Raw genomic sequence first — 22,427 nt, 5'->3', positions numbered from 1 at the left:
GTATTCTTTACAATTTTTTCATATTTCACAGCTATTAATCAGGTAGTTATACTTGAAAGCGCAAAAACAATTTTACATAACTTTGTGTATATCAATATTTTAAATTTTAAGAATATAAAAATAGTAGCTCTCAAAACAAAGCATTACCTCTAACCAATATGACAAAAAATGGATCAAAAAATTATCACTAACAAATATGGATTTGCCACATTCCCTTCTGTAAAAATAATGGACTATGTAACAGACAAAAAAGGCAAAACAACATTTAAATTGGTAAAACATTTATTATTTGGAGATTGGATCGGTCTTCTAACAGGCCCTGATGGTCTTCCTGTCTACGAACAGCATAATAACAAACAATATGTCCGAGTTAGAGGAAGAAATCAAAACGGCTGGATCAGACCTGAAGAAATACAGTCCAACAGAATATTAGAAGTTAATTTTGTTGATGTTGGTCAAGGAGATGGCTGTCACGTAGTTACTCCCGAAGATCAGCATTATATTATGGATGCAGGTGCTTCAGATAATATGTTCCGCTTTTTAAGATGGAGGTTCAACCTTAATAAACCTGGCAAATTTCCACCTCCAATGGATGTTATTATATCACATTCAGATGAAGATCATTATGCTGGTTTCACCAAAATTTTTACACATGAAAAAGAAGGACGTAAAACCTTCACAATAAAAAAAGTGTACCATAACTGTATGATCGAAAAAAGCGGAGAAGATCCATCTTCCCTTGGAACATTGATTTCTCACCAGGGTAAAGATTACATTACTGATCTTTGCGAATATAATTCAGACTTCCAAAATAGAGTAAGCTCTCCTACTGGGCAAGGAAATTACATTAAAATGCTGTTAAAAACCACAGCTGATAAAATTGGACTGCGCGCTGGACTACCTGCTCTTGGCAGTCAAAATACAGTTATGGAAATTTTAGGACCTGTTGCAGAGAATATTCAAGGCAAGCCTGCTTTACAGGTTTTTAAGGAGAATAAAGGCAAAACGAAAAATGGTCATTCTATTATTCTAAAACTTAAAATAGGCAAAGTCAAACTGCTTCTTGGAGGAGACCTAAATGAACCAGCCGAAGATCATTTGATGAAACATTATACTGGTGCAGATCTTCCAGCTCTTAGAGTTGCAATTAAATCTGGTACTGCAACTCAAAGACAGACTGCTGAAAATGCTCTTCGTGTTGCAATACTTCAAGCAAGGACAGTTTTTCAAACTGACATAGCTAAATCTTGCCATCATGGCTCATCTGACTTTACTAGTGAGTTTATGGATGCGTTAAATCCTATTGCCACCATTATTTCTAGTGGAGATGAAGAGCCACACTGCCATCCCCGTCCCGATACGCTTGGAACCATTGGAAAATATAGTCGTGGTTTAAGATCATTAATATTCTCAACCGAACTTGCCAGATCTACGCCAGAATTTTTGCAAAAGACCCAAAACAAAACTTCTACAGCTACACCAATAGACAAAGAGCGCTTGGTAACAGTTTACGGAATGATCAATGTACGCACTGACGGGGAGAAAATTATAATTGCCCAAAAACTAGAAGCACCGTCAAACAGAGGCTCGTGGGATATCCAAGAAATTCTATGGAATCAAGCCTTAAATGACTTTGAATATCAATTCTGACAATAGTTATATATATCTTAATGGACTTCAAGTAGTCTATTTATTTGAAAATAGAATGCATTGATTTTATTTGGATCATATTCATCCGTTGATAATAATCAAATTAGTATTTGAAATTACTTCTTAAAACAAAAAAGGATGAGATTAAACCTCATCCTTTTTTGTTTTTAATCGCAAAGAAAACTGACTGCTCCTAGTAAAGCTGCAACTTCATTGTCATTTGAAATAGAAAACTCAACTTTTAAATCAGATTTCTGAATTGTTTTGTTAAATGAAGACAAAAACAAATCGCTTGCATTGGCAATTTTTCCGCCAATAATAATATGATCTGCTGTGAAGTTTTTTATCCACGGAATAACAACTGCCGCTAAATCCTCTCCCATTCTTTCAAACACCTCAATTGCCTGTTGGTCTCCATCTTTCGCAAGATTATACAGTTCTAAGCCATTATTGAGATCGCTACCGCTTAAAGATTTGTAATGTGATAAAAGACCTCTAACTGAAACATAATCTTCTGCAATTCCATCTTTATAAGACAGATTGTATATTTCACCATCAGCGGGAACAGAATTACCTGAACTGATTGATGCTCCTTTATCAATGAAACAAGCACCTAATCCAGTTCCTAAAGTAACCGCCATAACTTTTTTAGAAAGATTTTCCTGTTGTTTAAAAACTTCACCTTTTCCAAAACAAACAGCGTCATTTTCAAAAAGAACTGGAAAATCTACAGGAAAATCTAGAGTTTCCAGAAGCAATTCTCGAATGTTTAATCCGTAAAAATGTTCGTATTTCGACTGGTCTTTAATCCAACAAATTCCGTTTTTATAATCAAATGGCCCAGGCATGCAAATTGCAATTCCTGTAATATCTTTTACTTTAGAATTTTCAATTGACGTTCTGATTACTTTTTTCCAGATACTCATAACCTGATCTGTTGGCAAATTAGAGTCAAAAGATTCTTTACAAAGTGAAAAGTCAAGAACTTTCATCTCTGTTTTATTGATAACCGCTGCGGTAATATGCGTTCCCCCTATATCTAGCCCAATGGCGTGTGATGTATTCATTTTTATTTATTAAACTTTAGTACTAGATATTTTTGTCTTTTAAAATTTGAGGATAATGAATACTGGTGTGTACAATCATTTCGCCAAATAGTGTATTCGCCCAGGCAAACCATTTACGGGTAAATTTGGTTACATCGTCTTTATGAAATGATTCGTGCATAAATCCTGTATCCGCATTTGTTTTGATTAAATTACTGATACAAGTCTTTATTTCTTTTTCGTCTACACTTGTAATGGCTCTCAAAACGATACTCATTGGCCAGATTGTATCGACTCCTGTATGCGGACCGCCAATACCTTCTCCTGCTTTTCCTTTATAGAAAAACGGATTATTTTCAGACAGCACCACTTTTCTTGTATTCAGATACAAAGGATCATTTGGAGCGATAGCGCCTAAATAAGGCAATGATAATAATGACGGCACATTAGCATCATCCATCATGTGGAAACTGCCGTATCCGTTTACTTCAAAAGCTATAATTTTTCCGAATTTCGAGTGATTAATAATTCCGTGTTCATTAAGTCCTTTTTGAACCTCATCTCTTAATTTTGTGGCTTTCGCAACCAAATCATTATCCTTTAAAGCCGGAAGAGAAAAAATTTCAATCAGATAGCCCAATATTTCAATAGCAAACATATTGCTCGGAATCAGATAACCGAATAAAGTAGAATCGTCGCTTGGTCGGAAAGTCGAAACAATTAATCCGCACGGTTTTACCGGATAGCCATAACCGCCTAACGGAACTCCGTCTGTTGCCCACGCTGTCTGACGCTGAAAACTATAAGGTCCGCCTTTGCCGTCCATTCGCTGCTGTTCTTTAAAAGTCTGTAGGATTAAAAGCATAGCTTCTTTCCATTTAGCATCAAATAAACTGATATCCCCCGTTTCCTTCCAATATCCGTGTGCTAATCGAACGGGATAACACAAACTGTCAATCTCCCATTTTCTTTCATGAATTCCAGGCTGCATCTTGGTAAGGTCATTTTTCCATTCGCTTTCCTTTGTAAAATCTTTATAAAAAGCATTCGCATACGGATCCAGCAGAATACATTTCGCTTGACGATTAATTACGCCTTTTACCAGTTCTGCCAGTTTCGGATCTTCTTTTACAAACGGAATATAAGGCCAGATCTGCGCTGTGCTATCTCTAAGCCACATGGCATCAATATCGCCTGTAATCACATAGGTATCGGGTTTTCCATCAATAATTTCAAAATCGACTGTTGTATCTAATGTATTTGGGAAACAGTTTTCGAATATCCATGCTAATTCTGGATTAGCAATTTGCTTTTTAATGCGTACGATAGCGGCTTCAATTGCTTTACTTGTAAATTTTCTTTCTCCAACAGGAGGCCTTTTGGAAACAAAATCTTTTAGCGGAAAAGGAAAAGCATCTGAATTAAATCCGAAAGCTTCTGTTTGAAGTGCCAATAATCCTGCTGAAAAAATGCCTGCGTTTCTTATAAATTTTCTACGTGACTGCATATATTTTTATTTTGAAGTTGAATAAGAATACGGGAATGATTCCTTTGTTGTGCCTCTTTTAAAATTAGGAGAACTTGCCATATCAAAATTTAATTCTCCACCTTTCAATACATCAAAATGATTGATATAATTTTTGGTATGAAGAGTATTATTCCATTTTAATTCGTTTACATATTTGTTGGTTTCTGAATTATTTGGTGCATTGATAGTAAGCTGTTTTCCGTTTTCTAACTGTAAAGTTATTTTCTTAAACAAAGGCGCTCCCAAAACATATTCTTCTGTTCCTGGACAAACTGGATAGAATCCCATGGCCGAGAAAATATACCATGCAGATGTCTGTCCGTTATCTTCATCTCCGCAATAACCGTCTGGAGTTGGCTTGTACAAACGGTTCATGACTTCTCTTGACCAGTATTGTGTTTTCCAAGGTTCTCCTGCGTAATTATATAAATAAATCATGTGCTGAATTGGCTGGTTTCCATGCGCGTATTGTCCCATATTCATAATCTGCATTTCGCGGATTTCGTGAATAACAGCTCCATAATAACTATCATCAAAAACCGGAGGCATAGTAAATACGGCGTCTAATTTTGCTGTGAAATTTTTCTCTCCGCCCATTAAATCAATCAAGCCTTGAATGTCGTGAAAAACACTCCAGCTGTAATGCCAGCTATTTCCTTCGGTAAAAGCATCTCCCCATTTAAACGGATTAAAATTGGCTGGAAAACTGCCATCTTTATTTCGGCTGCTCATTAATCCTATTTCCGGATTATAGAGTTTTTTGTAATTCAGCATTCGCTTTTCATACAGACTGATTTCTTTTTTCGGACGATTTAATGCCTTTGCCAGTTTCCATATTGTAAAATCATCATAAGCGTATTCTAAAGTTCGCGCTGCATTTTCGTTGATATTTACATCATACGGAACATATCCTAAAGTATTGTAATATTGAACACCTTTTCTACCAACCGCTTCTAGCGGACCTTCGTTATTAGCTCCATGCAATAATGCTTCGTATAAAGTATTGATATCATAACCACGTAATCCTTTCATATAAGCATCAGAAACTACAGAAGCAGAATTATTTCCAACCATCACATTTCTAAAACCTGGACTTGACCATTCTGGCAGAAATCCGCCTTCTTTATAATCGTTGATCAATCCTTCCTGCATTTCTTTATTAATAGAAGGATAGACCAAATTTAGCAATGGATATAAGGCGCGGAAAGTATCCCAAAATCCAGTTCCTGCGTACATGTAACCCGGAAGGACTTTTCCGTTGTATGGGCTGTAGTGTACAATTTTTTCATCTTTATCAATTTCATATTGTTTTTGAGGAAAACAGACTGTACGGTACAAACAAGAATAAAAAGTTTTTAACTGATCTATATTATTGTCTTCTACAGTAATTTTCCCTAGAACTTTATTCCATTCGGCTTTAGACTGTGAAACTGTTTCTTCAAAAGTTGCTGTGCCTAATTCGTTTTTCAGATTCAATTCTGCCTGCTCCTGACTTATAAAAGAGGATGCCACTCTAACATTTACTTTTTCTCCTTTTTTGGTTTGAAAACCAACAACTGCGCCTACGTGATTTCCTTCTGATTCTAACTTATCAGCATTCAGAACTTTATCAATCCAAGTTGAATTGGTTAAGAACTTTTTATCAAAAATCAGCACAAAATAGTTTTTGAAATTTTGAGGGACTCCTCCGCTGTTGCGAGTTGTATAACCGATTATTTTATTTTCTGAAGGAATTATTTTGATGTAAGAACCTTTATCAAACGCATCGATTACAATAGAAGATTTTTCATTTTCTGGAAATGTAATCTGAAAATGCGCCGCTCTTTCTGTTGTCGTAATTTCGATTGTAACATCATGATCAGCCAAATAAACGCTGTAATAATACGGTTTTGAAACTTCAGCTTTATGGCTGAACCAGCTCGCGCGTTCGTCTTCGGCGAAAGCCAATTTACCTGTAACCGGCATAATCGAAAACTGACCATAATCGTTCATCCACGGCGAAGGCTGATGCGTCTGTTTAAATCCTCTGATTTTTTCTGCTGTATAGGTATACGCCCATCCGTCGCCCATTTTTCCTGTTTGAGGTGTCCAGAAATTCATTCCCCAAGGTCTGCAGATGGCGGGATACGTATTTCCGTTAGAAAGATTATGCAAAGACTGCGTTCCCATTAATGGATTTACATATTCTACAGGTTCTTTAACCTGCGCATTTATAGAAATGCAGCAGTGTATTAATCCAAAAAAAATTAAACTCTTTATTTTCATATTCATGTGATTTGTCAAATGTGAAGTGTGAGATGTGAAATGCGATATGTCCAATTGCACTTTGCATTTTACATCTCACATTTTACCTTTTCACTACAACGGTCTATCTTCTTTCTTAACTCCAAATGTTGCTGATGGTTTATTCCCCATATATAATTTCAGTTCTCCGTTCTTTGTAATCATATCGTGCGTGATATATGATTTTGTATAAGGTTTACCATTATATTCTGCTTTTTGGATATAAATATTTGAAGCGCTGTTATTAACCGTATTTATCGTAAATGAAATTCCTTTTTTATGATGAATTACAGCATTGTTTACCAACGGACTTCCTAAAACATAAATTCCGTTTGCGGGATTAACCGAATAAAATCCCATAGAAGATAAAATATACCAAGCCGACATCTGCCCTAAATCTTCGTTACCGCACAATCCGTCTGGCTTTGTTGAGTAGAATTTCTCATCGATTTCTCGAATTAATTTTGCTGTTTTCCAAGGTTGTCCTACGTAAGCATATAAATACGGGATATGATGATTTGGCTCATTTCCGTGCGCGTACTGACCAATTAAACCGCTGATATCTGGCGAAACGTCTTCCCCTTCTACTTTATCTGTTATTAAGAAAAGCGAATCCAGTTTTGCGATAAATTTATCTTCACTTCCAAATAAATCGATTAAACCATAAGGATCTTGCGGAACCAGCCAAGTATATTGCCACGCATTTCCCTCTACATAATCATCTTTTCGGTGCGCTGAAGAAAGCGGATTAAATGGCGTTCTCCAATTTCCATTTGTCAATTTACCGCGCATAAAAGTGGTTTCTTTGTCAAAATACTCTTTGTATAAATTGGCTCTTTTGGTGAAATAATTATAATCGTCTGTTTTGTTTAAAGCTTTTGCCATTAAGGCGATGCAATAATCATCAATTGCATATTCTAAAGCATTTCCAACAGATTCTAATAGTTTATCCGCAGGAATATATTCCAACTTTTGAACATAATCCATTCCATCGCGTGTCTGCATGGCGGTTTTTTTGATGGCTTCGTATGCTAAATTGACATCATAATCGCGATATCCTTTTAAATAAGCATCAACGATAACGGCTATAGAATGATTTCCGTTCATCGTATTGGTTTCATTGCCCATTAAGTGCCAAACTGGTAATCTGCCTTGCTGCTGATAAATCGCTAAAAACGATTTTACAATATCATTGATTTTTTCTGGCTGCGTAATAGTATATAATGGATGCAGTCCACGGTAAGTATCCCAAAGCGAAAAAGTAGTGTAATTGGTAAAATTGGCTTTTTCGTAGACTTTTTTGTCTGTTCCCAGATAATCTCCGTTGGTATCATTAAAAATGGAAGGTGCAAACATGGTGTGATACAATGAAGTGTAGAAAACTTTCATTGTTTTTTCGTCTGCTTTTATTTGAACTTTATTTAATTCTTTGTTCCATTTTGAATCTGCTAATTTTACGACAGCTTCAAAATCCCAATTCGGAATTTCTGCTTTTATATTAGCAGATGCATTTTCTGTGCTTACTGGAGAAATTCCGACTTTTACCAGAATCTGTTTGTTTTTTAAGGTTTTGAAATCTAAAACCGCTTTTATTTTTAGCCCCTCACCTTCTGTTCCTTTAACTACGGCTGTACTGTCGTAAACCATCATATTTGTGATAGGCTCAGAGAATTCCATTGCAAAATAAATGCGCTGATCTGCCGCCCAACCTGCCGAATAACGGTAACCTTCAATCTTAGTTTCGCTTATTTTTTTTATGAACGTTTTTACTGGTCTGTCCCAACCAATTCCGTCAGCTAGATCAATTAAAATGTGTGAATCATTAGCATTTTCAAAAGTATATTTATGAAAACCGACTCTTTCGCTTGCCGTTAATTCGGCTTTAACTTTATATTTATCTAATAAAACACTGTAATATCCTGGTTTTACCACTTCATTTTTATGAGAGAAATAAGAGCCGTAACCGTTCACCATATCTTCTTTTGTCCCTTTTGTCAAACCTACTTTTCCGCTGATAGGAAGCACCAGAATATCATTTAAATCTCCAATTCCGGTTCCGCTTAAATGCGTGTGCGTGAAACCTAAAATGGTATTGCTGGCATAGTTGTAACCACTACACCAATCCCAACCTTCAAAAATATTTACAGGCCCCAACTGTACCGCGCCTAAAGGAACATTTGCACCTACAAATACATGCCCATGCCCCGCTGAACCAATAAGCGGATCTACATATTGTGTATAATTTACATTGGTTTGTTTTTCCTTTTTCTGTTGTGAAATTATCGGATTGGCAAAAAGTAAACTCAAAGCCAAAAAACCGCTAAATACTATTCTCATATATTTTTATTTTTGATTGCGTCTGTTTAAGTTTGACGCAAATATTTTTAAATTCTGTATGTTAGACGCACTGCGGTGCGTCTCTACAAAAAACCTTTGTCCCTTAGAACCTTAGCATCTTAGTACCTTTTAAGAACCTCATACAAAGAATAAATCTTAATCTCAGGTTTCACAATTTTCCCTTCAAACGAAATTGTTTTTTCTTCTCCTGATTTTAGATCAAAATAATTATCGCTCCATTTTCCACTATAACCTTTCATTGAAACGCAAACATATTTTGCCACTTTCTGTGCTTTTATAATTATGTTATTCCCTTTTATTTTCCAACTGATTTTTGGGTCTTCTAATGGTAAATCTTTCGGATGTGTAAAATCGGTTTCTGGTTTTATGTCATCTCTGTATGCTTCTTTTATAGCGTACCAAGCGGCTTTTGGCTGTCGGTTATTGTAATCGGTAATGCTCCAACTTGCTACAGGCCAACAGTCGTTTAATTGCCAAACTAAAGTTCCCATATTATAAGGCGCTTTAGTACGATGTGTACCGACTATATTTTTTATGGAATAATAATGCAGACACTGACTCAAATAGGCATAATCTTCCAGATTCATATTTTTTATTTTTGAAGCATCGATGAAATACTTACTGAGATAGGAATCTAACTTTTCAAAACCTTTGCCCGCTTTTAAATGTACTTTTAGTATATCTGAATATAAATGTCGGTCTTCTGGAGAAGTAAAACCTTCAATTGAATTATAATTTGGTAAAGACAGCATTCCGTATTCGCTTACAAATCTTCCTGTTTTTTTCTGAACGGCTTCAATATCTTCCAATCCCCACCAAATTCCCCAATAATGGCTATCTCCTTCGGTGATACTTTTTGCTTTAGACCAATGGTATAATGGCGAAGAACTTAAATATGGACGTTTATCATCGACTTCTTTTACCCATTTCGGAATACTGTCATGAAACAAACGCGTATAGTCTTTCCATAAACGAATGGAATCTTGCTTTGAAATTTTGAAACTTTTCATCCAGCCCCAATTTTTAAAGGCTTCATCAGATTCGTTATTGCCACACCATAAAACAATACTTGGATGATGGCGCAATCTTTTTACCTGATACTGAACTTCTTTTTTTACATTATCAAAAAAAGCGTCATCTCCAGGAACCATTGTACCCGCGAACATAAAATCCTGCCAGACATTTATTCCGTATTTATCGCATAAATCATAGAAATAATCGTCTTCGTAAATACCTCCGCCCCAAACGCGAAGCATATTCATATTGGCTTCTTTGGCAGATAAAACTATTTTTTCATATTCTTTTTTCGTCACTCTCGAAAGAAAAGCATCCGATGGAATATAATTGGCTCCTTTCATGTAAACTGGCTTTCCATCAATTTTAAAATAAAAAGAGCGACCAAGACTGTCTTTGTCTTGTATTAATTCAATTTTTCGATTTAAAACGTAAGGCTTATCAGGTTCTTTTTCGTCGTAAGCTTCAAATCTTAGCGTTTTCCAGATTCCGCAAGTTGTGAATTTTGGTCCCCAATCCCAGCCAAAATGGTATTGTGCTTTGCGTACATAAGCACGAGGATTGTCTGGAATTACAAATGGGTAATCTTTTTTAGCCAGCGAATCGACTACATTTTGTGCCGATTGAAATACGATTCGCAAATCGTTATTCCCTGATTTCAAGACTTTTTTAACGTCAACTCTCCATTGACGGAACATATTATCGGCTTTTAAAACTAATTGATTGTTTAAGTAAACTGATGCGTAAGTATCTAATCCGTCAAAAACCAATTCTGTATTTTTCTTTTTCAGCATATTTGCCGAAACCTGAAAAGTAGTTTTGTATTCCCAATTTTTGCGTTCAATCCATTGCAGTTTTTTTTCGTTATCTCTGTAAAATGGATCTGGTATTAATTTACTGTTTAGCAAATCGGTATGAATTTCTCCCGGAACACTAGCCGAATACCATTTTTGTGTTTTTTCTTCACGATACGTCCAATTGCTTTTTAAATCAATTTTCTGCGAAAAGGCGATTGATGTAAAACCTGTCAGAAATAAGGACATTATCCAATGAAGTTGTTTTTGATAATTCATTTTACTGAGTAATTATTAATACCTTTTAAAATTACTAAAAAAGGTAAGTAATTTGGCAGTTTAGAGAAGGAAACAACTGACCGCATTATTCCTTCTCTTTAGAATTTATTCTTTGTTAGTAACTCTAAAATACAACTAGAAATATTTTCTTTACCACTGCCTTATGCTTTATTTTGATTTTGATATGGATTGTTTTTAAACTCAAACAACTGAAATAAACTTTAAGTATATTATTTTGAAATTTAAAATACAGAATATAAAATCCATCTTTTTCAGCAGAACCAAATTTGTTTTATGCGAAAAAAAGGGTATTTGAATCTATAAAATAACTTTTCAAATATTTACTTCTCAGATCAATCAATTGCAGATTTTAAAAATAAGCCGGGTATGCTCATTACCCGACTTATCTTAACTAACCAACCAATTTAAAAATTATTTATCCCACCAGATTCTTGTGGTCATTAAATCTAAACCTTGACGTTGAATTGCTTCTTTATAATTAGCCTCGTTTGTAATAAGTTCTGACTGATCATAAATTAATCTTCTCGGAATTGTTCCTTTTGTTTCTCCAGTTGGGTCATTAACAGGAACTAAAACTGGGTAACCTGTTCTTCTGTATTCTGAGAATGCCTCAAAACCGTTGAATAATAATACAATCCATTTTTGAGTGATAATCTGTTCGATTTTCTCTGCTTCTGTTCCTGCAGCTTTAAATGGATATGTTGTAATGTAAGTATTGTATTCTGCAAGTGTAACAGCAGGCACTTTATCTCCAAAAATGGTTAAAATATTCATCGCCGCTCTTACTCCATTATCATAATAAGTTTGAGCAGATCCGCCAACGTTCCATCCTTTTACTGCGGCTTCAGCCAATAAAAACTGAACCTCAGCATAAGACATAATTAAAGTTGGTGCATCCAAACGCAATACTGTAGAAGTATTTGGGTCTGAGAACAATTTTTTGTCTCCTCCTGGAAATTCTTTTGCATCATTTGCCAAACCTTGCTGACTTGCTGGGTTATTATTTCCTGTTGCTTCCAGTTTTGCATAGATTCTTAAACGTGGATCGTTTGTATTTTTCAATAAATCAATGAATGTTTTACTGAATTTAATGTTCGATTCTCCTCCATTCAAATCGTTTCTAACCCAAGAAGATGTAATTGGATTGGTTTTAACTCCTGCAGGACCTGCATCATGTTTTAAAACCAAACTGTCATCATTTGAAGTAAAAACTCCTTTTGAATAGGCTTTTTCAACAAATTCTTTTGCTTTTGCAGGATTTACTTTAGACAAACGCATTGCTACTCTTAACATTAAAGAGTTTGCCAGTTTTTTCCATCTTGCAACATCGCTCTGATAATACAAATCTGCATTTCCAACGAAAGGTTTTCCAGCATCTAGAGCAGTTCCTGCTTCGTCTAATTCTTTTAAAAGATCATTGTAGATAGCTTCTTGTGTGTCATATTTAGGAGAAAATACGTTTCCGTTGTATCCTTTTCCAGCCTCAAAATAAGGAACTTCACCATAAGTATCTGTCAATTTTTGGAACAAGAAAACTTTCATGATTCTACATGCCTGAATCATATTTGAGTTTTCTGGTGTATTTTCTACCACAGATAATAGCTGGAAAATCTGATTTAATCCTTTTCCGTAAGTTTCGCCAAAAAGTGCAGCTGAATACTCCGAAGAATAACTGTATTTTGAACCTGGTCCTCCCAGTGAAGAAAACTGCTGTACAATTTGCGCTGCGTATAAGTTGTTTCCTCTTGTATTAGAAAAATCTTGTCCGTCTACATAAATCTCAGCAAGTGTAAACATTGATTTTACAGCTGGATCAGTTAAAGCGTTTGGATTCTTATTCATTTCTTCGAATCCTTTATCGCATGAAGCTAATGTCAAAGCACCAACAATTGCGATACAAAATATTTTGATATATCTATTTTTCATCTTTTTAGAATTAGAATTTGACATTAAGTGCAAAACCATAGTTTCTTGTCAATGGCATAGAAGCTCTTTCCATACCTTGCGCATTACTATTTGAGTAATTTGACTCAGGATCGATGTTTGGAACTTTGTCATAAATAGTCCATAAATTATGAGCAGAAAATGCTAAACTAACAGACTGGAATGGTGTTTTCTGCAAATATGCTTTTGGGAAATTATAAGCAAATGAAATTGCTCTAAGCTTAACAAAATCGGCATCGTAAACAAAGTTTGAGGTTACATCACTATAACTTCTCCAGTAATCATAAGCCGAAACTGTGGTATTAACTGGATTTCCATTAACATCATTTCCGCTTACTGCGATACCGTTTTCACGACCTGGAAGTGTAATTTCAGACAATCCGTAACGTGTTCCTAACTGGTTTGTAGCCGAATAGATTTCTCCTCCAAATTTTGCATCAACAAAAACTGAAAGTGTAAAGTTTTTATATGAAAAATCATTTGAAAGTCCCATAGATGTTGGTGCAACGCCTTGTCCAGCAATAATTAAATTTCCTCTTAAGAATTTACCATTTGTATCCAAAACAATATTTCCGTTTGCGTCTCTTAAATAATCATACGCTTTAATCACTCCAAAAGGCTGTCCTTTTTCTAAAACTACATTAGCTCTTCCATCTCTGTTTCCTTCTAATGTTTTTGTTGTGATTTTATCCGAAAGATTTAAAACTTCGCTATCATTATAAGCAAAATTATAACCTACGTTCCAAGAAAAACTTGGCGTCTTAACCGCTTTCACATTAATAGCAAATTCAACCCCTTTATTTAAGATTTCCCCAACATTGATTTTTGTTGTTCTGTATCCTGAAGCCTGAGAAACATCGGCATCTGTAATATCATTAGTTGTTTTTTTGCTGTAGAAAGTCAAATCTGTACTCACTCTGTTATTGAAAAATGTATTTTCAAAACCAAATTCAATTGTACTTACATTATAAGGTTTTAAAGTTCTGTTCGGAATTGTTTCTCCATTTACACCCAAAATTGGCTGTCCTAAAGAATCTGTCTGTCCGTCTGGCGTAGTATAAGTCAATGCTAAAGCATAAGCATCTGGCAATGCTCCACCAACGTTACCCCAACCTGCTCTAATCTTACCATAAGAAATCCACTCAGGAAGACCGATAACTTCAGAGTAAATGAAACTTGAACTTACTGAAGGATAGAAAGTACTATTGTTTGAAGGATCTAAAGTTGAAAACCAATCTTCACGACCTGTTAAACTCAAGAATAAAAAATCTTTGTATCCAATATCTGCAGAATAGAAAAGAGAGTTTACTTCGCTTTCTGAGAATAATTTTTCTGTTTTATCTGGCTGTGTATTTCCGTAGAAATATTTGAACGGAACAATAAAATTATTTCCTTTCATTTTGATGCCGCTGTATCTATTATGCTGACGGTTTGCTCCAATAAAAGCATCCAATGAAAGATCTTTAGCAATATCTCCTTTGTAGCCTAAGAAACCAGAAGCATTTACTTCAGAACGAGTTTCAACTCTGTTTTCAATAGATCCGCCTGGGCTGTAATTTATTCCAGTAGGCTCGATTTCAGTATATTCATAATTAATATCATCAATACCAATAACAGCCTTAGCATAAATTTTATCTGTAATGTTGTAATTTACTTTTGCTGAACCAATAAAACGTTTTCTAAGGTCATCGTTTAGCGGCGATTTTGTAGCAAAATAAGGATTTGTATGATATACGTTTGCTCCAAAAAAGTCTTCTTCTCCACCGTTTGCATCATAAGGATTGCTTATCCATCTGATATCTGTTCCTGGCGTCATGAATGTTGTTGGGAAAGACGGATTTCTTGGCGAATCATTTAAATATGGACGATTATGGCTTTTCTCTGAAATATATTGAGCATTACTTTCTATGCTAATTCTTTTATTTGGAGCCGAATTTAAACTCAAAGCCACGTTATTTCTTCCAAAAGTAGTTTCTGGTAAAATAGATTCGTCTTTAGTATTTCCAAAAGACAATCTAAAGTTTGTTGATTCGTTTCCTCCAGAAATCGCTAAAGTATTACTGAAAGAATATCCAGTTCTGTAGAAATTCTCCACATTATCTTTTCCATAAGCCTGATATGGTCTTGTTTTACCATCAAGTGATAATGAAGGAGTTCCGTCATATTTATCTCCCCATGCAAAATAATAGGAATCTCTAAGTTCTTGTAAATTGTTAAATCTGGTTGGCACACCGTTCGCATCTGGAGCTCCAGCACCATATTGATCTTGCCATTTTAAAAGGCTTGCAGGCGTATTGAAGGAAGAATTTGTACTGAAATCTACTCCGATTCCTGTTCCGTTTTTACCTTTTTTGGTTGTAATTAAGATAACACCATTTGATCCTCTGTACCCGTAAAGAGCAGAAGCGGCACTACCTTTAAGAACTGACATCGAAGCAATATCATCTGGATTGAAAGAAGACATACCATCTCCTTTATCGGCTCCTCCCCACATTCCAGCATTTCCCTGCTGTGTATTATCGATCGGAATTCCATCTACAACATAAAGCGGCTGATTAAGTCCAGAGGCAGAAGTTGCTCCACGAATTACCACGCGACTAGAACCCGAAGGCCCTGTAACTGGCGCCGAAACGTTTACTCCAGCAATTTTACCTTGAAGAGCGTTTCCTAAATTAATTTCCTTATTTTTTGTCAGATCCTCGCCTTTTAGTTCCCCAACTGCGTAACCTAAACTTTTCTTTTGTTTTTTTACTCCAAATGAAGTTACTACAACATCTTTTAATTCTTGCGTAGTTTCAACTAACATGACAGCAATTCTTGTTTCTTTTTCCTGAAGCACTACTAATCTTGTTTGAAACCCTATAGAAGACACATTAAGGGTAACTTTACCTTCTGGAACATTCATTTTAAATCGCCCTTCGGCATCTGTAACAGCACTAAATGGCTTTCCTTGAACCTCGATTGATGCAGCAACAATTCCCTTGTTTTCTGCATCTGTAACTATGCCGGTTATTAATCGATTTTGCGCAGCAGCACTTAAACTGCTAAGCAATATCACTCCTAACACTGCTAATATTCGTCTCATAAGCATTCTTTTTGGTTATTGGTTTTGATTTTGTTTTGTTGATTTGATCTGTTGTTTGTTTTTAAATAATTAATAAAAATTTGTTCTCTGTTTGCAATATTATTCCTAGCAGCTTTTTGAATTCCTGCTGTATTTCTATTCTTACTAAAACGTTTTAGTGAAATGATTAAAAAAAAGCCTCAGCTTTTTAAAATTCAATTTTTAAACGGATTCCCTGACAATCAAAGTTCCTTTCTTTAGAACTTTCTCTACTTTAAAATCATCAAAGTTTGTCATCTGACTCATTAATAACTGTATTGATTTTACCGCTATTTCTTCTATAGGCTGAGCAACTACAGATATTGTTGGCGTATGGAGTTTGAAACTATCATGATCATCAAAACTGATGACCGAAATATCGTCTGGAATTCTGTATTTTAAAGCTCTAAAAGCCTGAAGTCCCGCAAGTCCAAGATAATTGGCTAAAAAAAGAACAGCATCTATCTCTTTATTTTTCTTAAAGAAATTGATAATCGCCTCAATTCTACTCTGTTCACTTGCATGAAAATCTAAATGAAGCGTGTAGTTTTCATTATAAATTCCTTCTTCTTTCAGCGCTGCGATATATCCTTTTTCTCTTAATTTCATCTGAATCATTCCAGACTCATTATTTACAACAGCAATATTTTTTCTTCCTTTATCAATCAAAAATTTAGTTGCTGAATAAGATCCTTCGTAATTGTCCATTACAACATGACTTACTTTTTGATTCGCAAAATACCTGTCAATTAACACTACTGGCTTTTGCAATTTTAAGAGCTGACTGATTGTTTTCTCTAAATTTCGGGTTGGCGTAATGATAAAACCTTCCACATTAGCCTGTAAAAGACTCTGAATTAATTCCTCAGAACGCTCATTATCATCTCCTGTACTGCAATAAAAAACTCTGTAATTTATATTTTTTGCTTCGTCTTCAATGACCCTTGCCAAGTCTGCAAAAAACTGATTGGATATATCTTCCACAATAAGTCCGATAGATCTTGTTTTTCCAGTTCGCAAACTGCTCGCAATCATGCTTGGTTTATATTGCAGTTTTTGTGCTACATCTTGAACTTTTTTGATTACCGTTGGACTAATGGCCATTTTTTCGCCTTTACCATTGATCACAAAAGACACAGTAGAAATAGAAACTTCTGCCTGTTTCGCAATATCTCTAATTGTAATCTTTTTCATCGGGCTAAAAATTTATTGTTGAATATTTTAGTACATCGCAAATATATGTAAGCAAAACTTACAAAAACGTTTTAGTAAAATTTTTTTTCAATAAATCTCTTTTTTAGAGCTAAAATTAAATGAAAAATGCAGTAAATATTGGATTTTACTCGGTTATTGTCATTTTGACTTTTAATATAAATTTTTATTTTTTTATACAGATTTGAACGAATTTCGGTAGAGTTTTTATTGATTTTTAATCTCGTTTATTTGAAATCAAAGTTCAAAAAAGTTGAAATTGATTGAAAGATATTCAATAGAAAAAGAATAAAATCAACAAAAAATGAGACACCCTAACTAAGAAAAAATTCACTATTTTTAATCTAACCTTCATTCTTTGTATTATGACCGATAAATCACAACTTTTAAGTTCTATTTTTAGGCATCTCGACGGATTAGTTACAGCTCCTGTAGCGGTGGCATTCAAAAACAAATCTGTTTTAGAATTTATACTAAACAAAGAACAGCTCACATTATCTGAGCTTACTGCTGCTTTTAACGCTAACGAAGGTTATCTGAATGTGGGTTTGCGAGTTTTAGCTTCTCAAGGCTTTCTTGATTATGAAGTCGATAACAAAACACAGGAAATCACCATTTCTGTGAATGAAAAAACAGAAACAGCTTTTTCACTATTTTATCTTTATGAAGATGTTGTGAATTTGCTTCAGTTGTCGATTCAGTTTCATCCTCGTTTGTTTGAAGATACGCCGTTTGAAAAGCTCAATATTATTTTTGAAAAGTATAAAAAGCGCTACGGAATTGAACCTTCAGACGATCTACTGAAAAACAGTATTCAAGAACAGATTTTAAAACATATTGAAGGCTATCTTATTGGGCCGACCATTGTGCGTTTGGCAATGAACGGAATGTTTCATAAATATTTTATGGAAACTTCTTTCAGACCCGAAGAGTTTCATAAATCTCCAGAAAATTTTAAAAAGATATTAGACTTTTTTGTGCATTTGAACTGGTTTTTGGAAAAAAATGGCAATTATCAATTTACTGAAGCTGGTTTGTTTTTTGCCAAAAGAGCCAGTGCTTATGGTGTTACCGTTTCTTATCTTCCAACTTTTGCCAAAATAGAAGAATTGATTTTTGGAAATCCAGATATTTTAAGAACCTCCGAAGGAGAAAATGAACTTCATGTAGATCGCGAAATGAACGTTTGGGGAAGCGGTGGCGCTCACGACACTTATTTTAAAGTAGTCGACGAAATTCTGATCAAACTTTTCAATCTTCCTATTAAAGAACAGCCTAAAGGTATTCTAGATATGGGATGTGGAAATGGCGCTTTTCTACAACATATTTTTGAAGTTATCGACAGACAGACTTTAAGGGGAAAAATGCTTGATGAATATCCGTTATTTTTGGTTGGAGTAGATTACAATCAAACCGCATTGAAAGTAACTCGAGCCAATCTGATAAATGCTGATATTTGGGCAAAAGTAATTTGGGGAGATATTGGGCGTCCTGATTTGCTTGCAGAGGATTTAAAAGAAAATTATAATATTGATCTCAAAGATTTGCTAAATGTTAGAACCTTTTTAGATCATAATAGAATCTGGCAAGATCCGAAACACATTAACGAAAAAAGAGTCAGCACCTCAACGGGGGCATTTGCTTTCAGAGGAAAAAGAATCAGCAACAATCTGGTTGAAGATAATCTTTTAGAACATTTGCAAAAATGGTCACCTTACGTACGCAAATTTGGTCTTCTTTTGATTGAACTTCATACCATAAATCCAAAACTTACGGCCAGTAATTTAGGACGAACTCCAGCAACAGCTTATGATGCCACACACGGCTTTTCTGATCAATATATTGTTGAAATTGATGTATTTAATGCAATCGCAGCAGAAGCAGGATTATTTGCAGATAAATCAATTTTTAAACGCTTTCCGGATGCTGATACTGCAACAGTAAGCATCAATTTATTGAAAGGAGAAAGAAATTAAAATTTAAAATTTTTCTAACTCATTTCTAAAAACCATATAAAATTAGTTGACAAAAGCAACTAATTTTATATATTTGCACTTCAACAATACATTATCTCAATTTATGAATGCCACAACTTCAAAAATCAGAAGTTTTAACCGATTCTATACGGCACATTTAGATATATTAAGTCAGCATTATTTAGACAGTGAATATTCTTTAACAGAGATACGAATTCTCTATGAAATCAGCGAAAGCAAAAACATAACGGCACAGAAAATCACCGAAATTTTACATCTTGATAAAGGATATTTAAGCCGAATTTTAAAACGTTTTTTAAAAGAAAATTTAATTGTAAAAGTTGCTTCTACAGGAGACAAACGTGCCTTCAACATTAAACTTTCGGATACAGGAAAAGACTTACTGGCGGTTTTGAATACCAAATCTGAAAACAAGATTGAAGGTAAAATTGAAAATCTAAATTCTTTTGAAAAAGAAATTTTAGTCGAGTCGATGACCACCATAAGAAGTCTGTTAACAGAAAATAAAATAGCTCAAGAACATATTTCCTATCGTCATGAAATTAATCCAGGCGACATTGGCTATATCATTTATCTCCACGGATTTATTTATGGCAATGAATCGAATTTTTCTAATGAATTTGAAAAGTATGTGATCAAGACTTTTTACCATTTCTTAGAAAATTATTCCCCTGAAAATGACCGCATTTGGATGGCAGAATACAATAATAAAATTGTTGGCTGTATTGCCATTCAGCATCAGCCGGAAAATGAAGCGCAACTAAGATGGTTTCTTCTTGATCCTTCTTTTAGAGGGCTTGGAATTGGTAAAAAATTATTGAACAATGCCGTAGATTTCTGCAAAGAGAAAAAATTCAAAAATGTATTTCTGCTAACAACGAGTATGCAAGATAAAGCGCTTGAAATGTATAAAATCGCAGGATTTAAGCTTACTCAATCAACAGAAGTAAACCAATGGGGAAAAACATTTCGTGATGAGCGTTATGATCTTAAACTATAAAAAAACAAACCTCCAAAGTGAAATTGACTTTGGAGGTTTTCTAAATAACATTTCTAAAATATCTACTTCTTAAAATTCCTAATCCCACTCTGCAACCAATTATAATACTCCTCAATACTCGGATTATATGCAGATGGTTCTATCAAGTTTGCACTATTATGATCCACAATAACATAAAATGGCTGTGCATTTGCTTTGTAGGTTTTAATCTGTAAATCGCTCCATTTGTTGCCAATTGTTTTAATTTTTTTCCCAGTAGTTTCAGAAACATATTGGTCGCTTTCAGGAAGTTCCTTTTTATCATCAACATAGAGCGAAATCAAAACAACATCATTATTTAAAACTCCCAAAACTTTTGGGTCTGACCAAACCAATTCTTCCATTTTTCGGCAGTTTACACAGGCATAGCCAGTAAAATCTAACAAAACTGGTTTCCCGATTTTTTTGGCGTATTCAATTCCTTTATCATAATCATGAAAAGTAATAATGTTTTGTGGCCCATGCTCTGCTCCTTCTGGTAACGAACCTGTAATTTTCAACTCCGAATTTCCCGAAACCCCTAGTCCGTTTGGAGATTCGCTGTACTGCATAGGCGGAGGAAATCCGCTGATTAATTTAAGAGGCGCTCCCCAAAGTCCTGGAATCAGATAAATCGTAAAACTTAAAACTAGCAATCCGAAACCTAATCTTCCAACAGAAATATGATTTAGCGGAGAATCGTGTGGCAACGTAATTTTTCCGAATAAATAATAAGCCAACATTCCAAAAACAGCAATCCAGATGGCAAGAAATACTTCTCTTTCTAGCCAATGCAACTGCAAAACTAAGTCGGCATTTGATAAAAATTTGAAAGCCAGAGCCAATTCCAAAAATCCTAAAACTACTTTTACCGTATTCAGCCATCCGCCCGATTTTGGCAGAGCGTTTAGCCAGCCTGGGAAAGCTGCAAACAATGAAAATGGCAAAGCAATGGCAATTGAAAAACCTAACATTCCAACAATTGGTGCAATTCCGCCCTTAGACGCAGCTTCAACCAATAAAGTCCCTACGATTGGTCCTGTACACGAAAATGATACAATCGCTAAAGCTAATGCCATAAAGAAAATCCCTATCAATCCTCCTTTATCGGCCTGTGAATCTACTTTATTGGCTAATGCATTTGGCAGCATAATTTCGAAAGCGCCCAAAAAAGAACAGGCAAAAACAACCAATAAAATAAAGAAAATCAAGTTGAACCAAACATTGGTTGAAAGCGCATTTAATGAATCTGCACCAAAAACTGCGGTTACAATTGACCCCAATAAAACATAAATAATTACGATTGAAATTCCGTAAATCATCGCATTTCTTATTCCTGCAGCTTTGGTTTTACTTTGTTTGGTAAAATAACTTACTGTCATCGGAATCATTGGAAAAACGCAAGGTGTCAGCAAAGCTGCAAAACCCGATAAAAACGCTAAAATAAAAATTGTTAGCAATCCTCTAGATTCTGGTGTTTTTGGTGAAGAAACAACTGGTTTTATTGCTTTTTCTTCTGTCTGAACAACTGATTTTTCTCCTGTTTTAGCTGTAGTAGAATCTTCTTTTACGATTGCAGTTTCTTCAGCAGTAACAAGTTTCTTTTCAGTCGGAATTTTAAATGCTAACTCTTCCGATGTTGGCGGCAAACAATTGCTATCATCGCAAACCATAAATTCGACTTCGCCCTCAATATTTGAAATGTTATCTGAAGTAAATTTGATCTTTTGTGTGAAAAGCGCTTTATCTTCAAAATATTTAATTTTCATATCAAAGATTTTATCGACTACTTCATGTCCTTTTTCTTCGGTTGTTTTTCCGATTAATTCGAAATTTTTATTCGGTTTTTTGAAAGTAAAAGCTGTTCTCGAAGGCCCGCCCTCTTCGATATATTGTCCGTATAAATGCCAGCCAGATTGTATTGTGGCCTTAGCTTTTAAAATATATTCTTTATCTGAAATTTTTTCTACAGCCGTCGACCATTTTACCGGATTGTACATTTGGGCAAACATACTTGCAGAAAAAAACAGCAGTACTATTATTATGATTTTTTTCATTGTTTTTTGGTTTGATGTTTAAAAAAAGAGCTGTCGGCAAAACAGCTCTTTTTGTCTTTCACAGAAAATGGCTTACTAATTCAGATTCTAAAATGAAATAATGAAAGACGACTATTAAAATTA

Annotated in this window: 12 protein-coding genes; 3 read left to right on the top strand and 9 right to left on the bottom strand. The window is 34.8% G+C overall.

Translation table 11 applies throughout. From position 1 onward, the window contains the following. Nucleotides 1-168 precede the first annotated feature (168 nt). A complete protein-coding gene (locus tag OZP10_RS14270; protein WP_281631459.1) occupies nucleotides 169-1,650 on the top strand; it encodes a ComEC/Rec2 family competence protein in 1,482 nt (493 codons plus the stop codon). Between the two features lie 167 nt (nucleotides 1,651-1,817). On the opposite strand, the gene OZP10_RS14265 is transcribed toward OZP10_RS14270, so the two are convergent. The 8 genes from OZP10_RS14265 to OZP10_RS14230 form a co-directional block, all read right to left on the bottom strand. Continuing rightward, the gene (locus OZP10_RS14265) at nucleotides 1,818-2,717 is read right to left on the bottom strand and encodes an ROK family protein (RefSeq protein WP_281631458.1); all 900 of its coding nucleotides are present in this window, start codon (nucleotides 2,715-2,717) and stop codon (nucleotides 1,818-1,820) included. Nucleotides 2,718-2,739: 22 nt separating this feature from the next. Beyond that, nucleotides 2,740-4,203 (bottom strand): glycoside hydrolase family 125 protein, encoded by a 1,464-nt coding sequence (locus tag OZP10_RS14260; RefSeq protein WP_281631457.1) that lies wholly within the window; start codon nucleotides 4,201-4,203, stop codon nucleotides 2,740-2,742. 6 nt (nucleotides 4,204-4,209) lie between these two features. After that, a complete protein-coding gene (locus OZP10_RS14255; RefSeq protein ID WP_281631456.1) occupies nucleotides 4,210-6,489 on the bottom strand; it encodes a GH92 family glycosyl hydrolase in 2,280 nt (759 codons plus the stop codon). A gap of 93 nt (nucleotides 6,490-6,582) precedes the next feature. Then, entirely contained in the window at nucleotides 6,583-8,844 is a 2,262-nt protein-coding gene (locus OZP10_RS14250) for a GH92 family glycosyl hydrolase (RefSeq protein WP_281631455.1), read from the bottom strand. Between the two features lie 119 nt (nucleotides 8,845-8,963). Beyond that, the gene (locus OZP10_RS14245) at nucleotides 8,964-10,922 is read right to left on the bottom strand and encodes a beta-mannosidase (protein ID WP_281631454.1); all 1,959 of its coding nucleotides are present in this window, start codon (nucleotides 10,920-10,922) and stop codon (nucleotides 8,964-8,966) included. Nucleotides 10,923-11,384: 462 nt separating this feature from the next. Next, nucleotides 11,385-12,899, bottom strand: a complete 1,515-nt coding sequence (locus tag OZP10_RS14240) for a SusD/RagB family nutrient-binding outer membrane lipoprotein (protein ID WP_281631453.1) — start codon at nucleotides 12,897-12,899, stop codon at nucleotides 11,385-11,387. A gap of 10 nt (nucleotides 12,900-12,909) precedes the next feature. Continuing rightward, a complete protein-coding gene (locus tag OZP10_RS14235; RefSeq protein WP_281631452.1) occupies nucleotides 12,910-16,002 on the bottom strand; it encodes a SusC/RagA family TonB-linked outer membrane protein in 3,093 nt (1,030 codons plus the stop codon). 201 nt (nucleotides 16,003-16,203) lie between these two features. Then, nucleotides 16,204-17,214 (bottom strand): LacI family DNA-binding transcriptional regulator, encoded by a 1,011-nt coding sequence (locus OZP10_RS14230; protein WP_281631451.1) that lies wholly within the window; start codon nucleotides 17,212-17,214, stop codon nucleotides 16,204-16,206. Between the two features lie 383 nt (nucleotides 17,215-17,597). Here OZP10_RS14230 and OZP10_RS14225 point away from each other — a divergent pair, with 383 nt between their 5' ends. Further along, entirely contained in the window at nucleotides 17,598-19,208 is a 1,611-nt protein-coding gene (locus tag OZP10_RS14225) for a class I SAM-dependent methyltransferase (RefSeq protein WP_281631450.1), read from the top strand. Nucleotides 19,209-19,311: 103 nt separating this feature from the next. Continuing rightward, nucleotides 19,312-20,229, top strand: a complete 918-nt coding sequence (locus OZP10_RS14220) for a bifunctional helix-turn-helix transcriptional regulator/GNAT family N-acetyltransferase (protein ID WP_281631449.1) — start codon at nucleotides 19,312-19,314, stop codon at nucleotides 20,227-20,229. A 62-nt stretch (nucleotides 20,230-20,291) separates the two neighbouring features. Here the strand turns inward: OZP10_RS14220 and OZP10_RS14215 are convergent, their stop codons facing one another. Further along, nucleotides 20,292-22,304, bottom strand: coding sequence for a protein-disulfide reductase DsbD family protein (locus OZP10_RS14215; RefSeq protein ID WP_281631448.1), 2,013 nt, complete (start codon nucleotides 22,302-22,304; stop codon nucleotides 20,292-20,294). Nucleotides 22,305-22,427 lie beyond the last annotated feature (123 nt).

The organism is Flavobacterium luteolum (assembly GCF_027111275.1).
Lineage (GTDB): Bacteria > Bacteroidota > Bacteroidia > Flavobacteriales > Flavobacteriaceae > Flavobacterium > Flavobacterium luteolum.
Note: the sequence above shows the minus strand (reverse complement) of the source record. Positions and strands in the feature narration are given on the sequence as shown.

Coding starts and splice junctions, on each gene's coding strand:
- OZP10_RS14260 (WP_281631457.1), bottom strand. CDS start 4,203: ATGCAGTCACGTAGAAAATTTATAAGAAACGCAGGCATTTTTTCAGCA.
- OZP10_RS14225 (WP_281631450.1), top strand. CDS start 17,598: ATGACCGATAAATCACAACTTTTAAGTTCTATTTTTAGGCATCTCGAC.
- OZP10_RS14250 (WP_281631455.1), bottom strand. CDS start 8,844: ATGAGAATAGTATTTAGCGGTTTTTTGGCTTTGAGTTTACTTTTTGCC.
- OZP10_RS14240 (WP_281631453.1), bottom strand. CDS start 12,899: ATGAAAAATAGATATATCAAAATATTTTGTATCGCAATTGTTGGTGCT.
- OZP10_RS14230 (WP_281631451.1), bottom strand. CDS start 17,214: ATGAAAAAGATTACAATTAGAGATATTGCGAAACAGGCAGAAGTTTCT.
- OZP10_RS14245 (WP_281631454.1), bottom strand. CDS start 10,922: ATGTCCTTATTTCTGACAGGTTTTACATCAATCGCCTTTTCGCAGAAA.
- OZP10_RS14235 (WP_281631452.1), bottom strand. CDS start 16,002: ATGAGACGAATATTAGCAGTGTTAGGAGTGATATTGCTTAGCAGTTTA.
- OZP10_RS14265 (WP_281631458.1), bottom strand. CDS start 2,717: ATGAATACATCACACGCCATTGGGCTAGATATAGGGGGAACGCATATT.
- OZP10_RS14215 (WP_281631448.1), bottom strand. CDS start 22,304: ATGAAAAAAATCATAATAATAGTACTGCTGTTTTTTTCTGCAAGTATG.
- OZP10_RS14220 (WP_281631449.1), top strand. CDS start 19,312: ATGAATGCCACAACTTCAAAAATCAGAAGTTTTAACCGATTCTATACG.
- OZP10_RS14270 (WP_281631459.1), top strand. CDS start 169: ATGGATCAAAAAATTATCACTAACAAATATGGATTTGCCACATTCCCT.
- OZP10_RS14255 (WP_281631456.1), bottom strand. CDS start 6,489: ATGAAAATAAAGAGTTTAATTTTTTTTGGATTAATACACTGCTGCATT.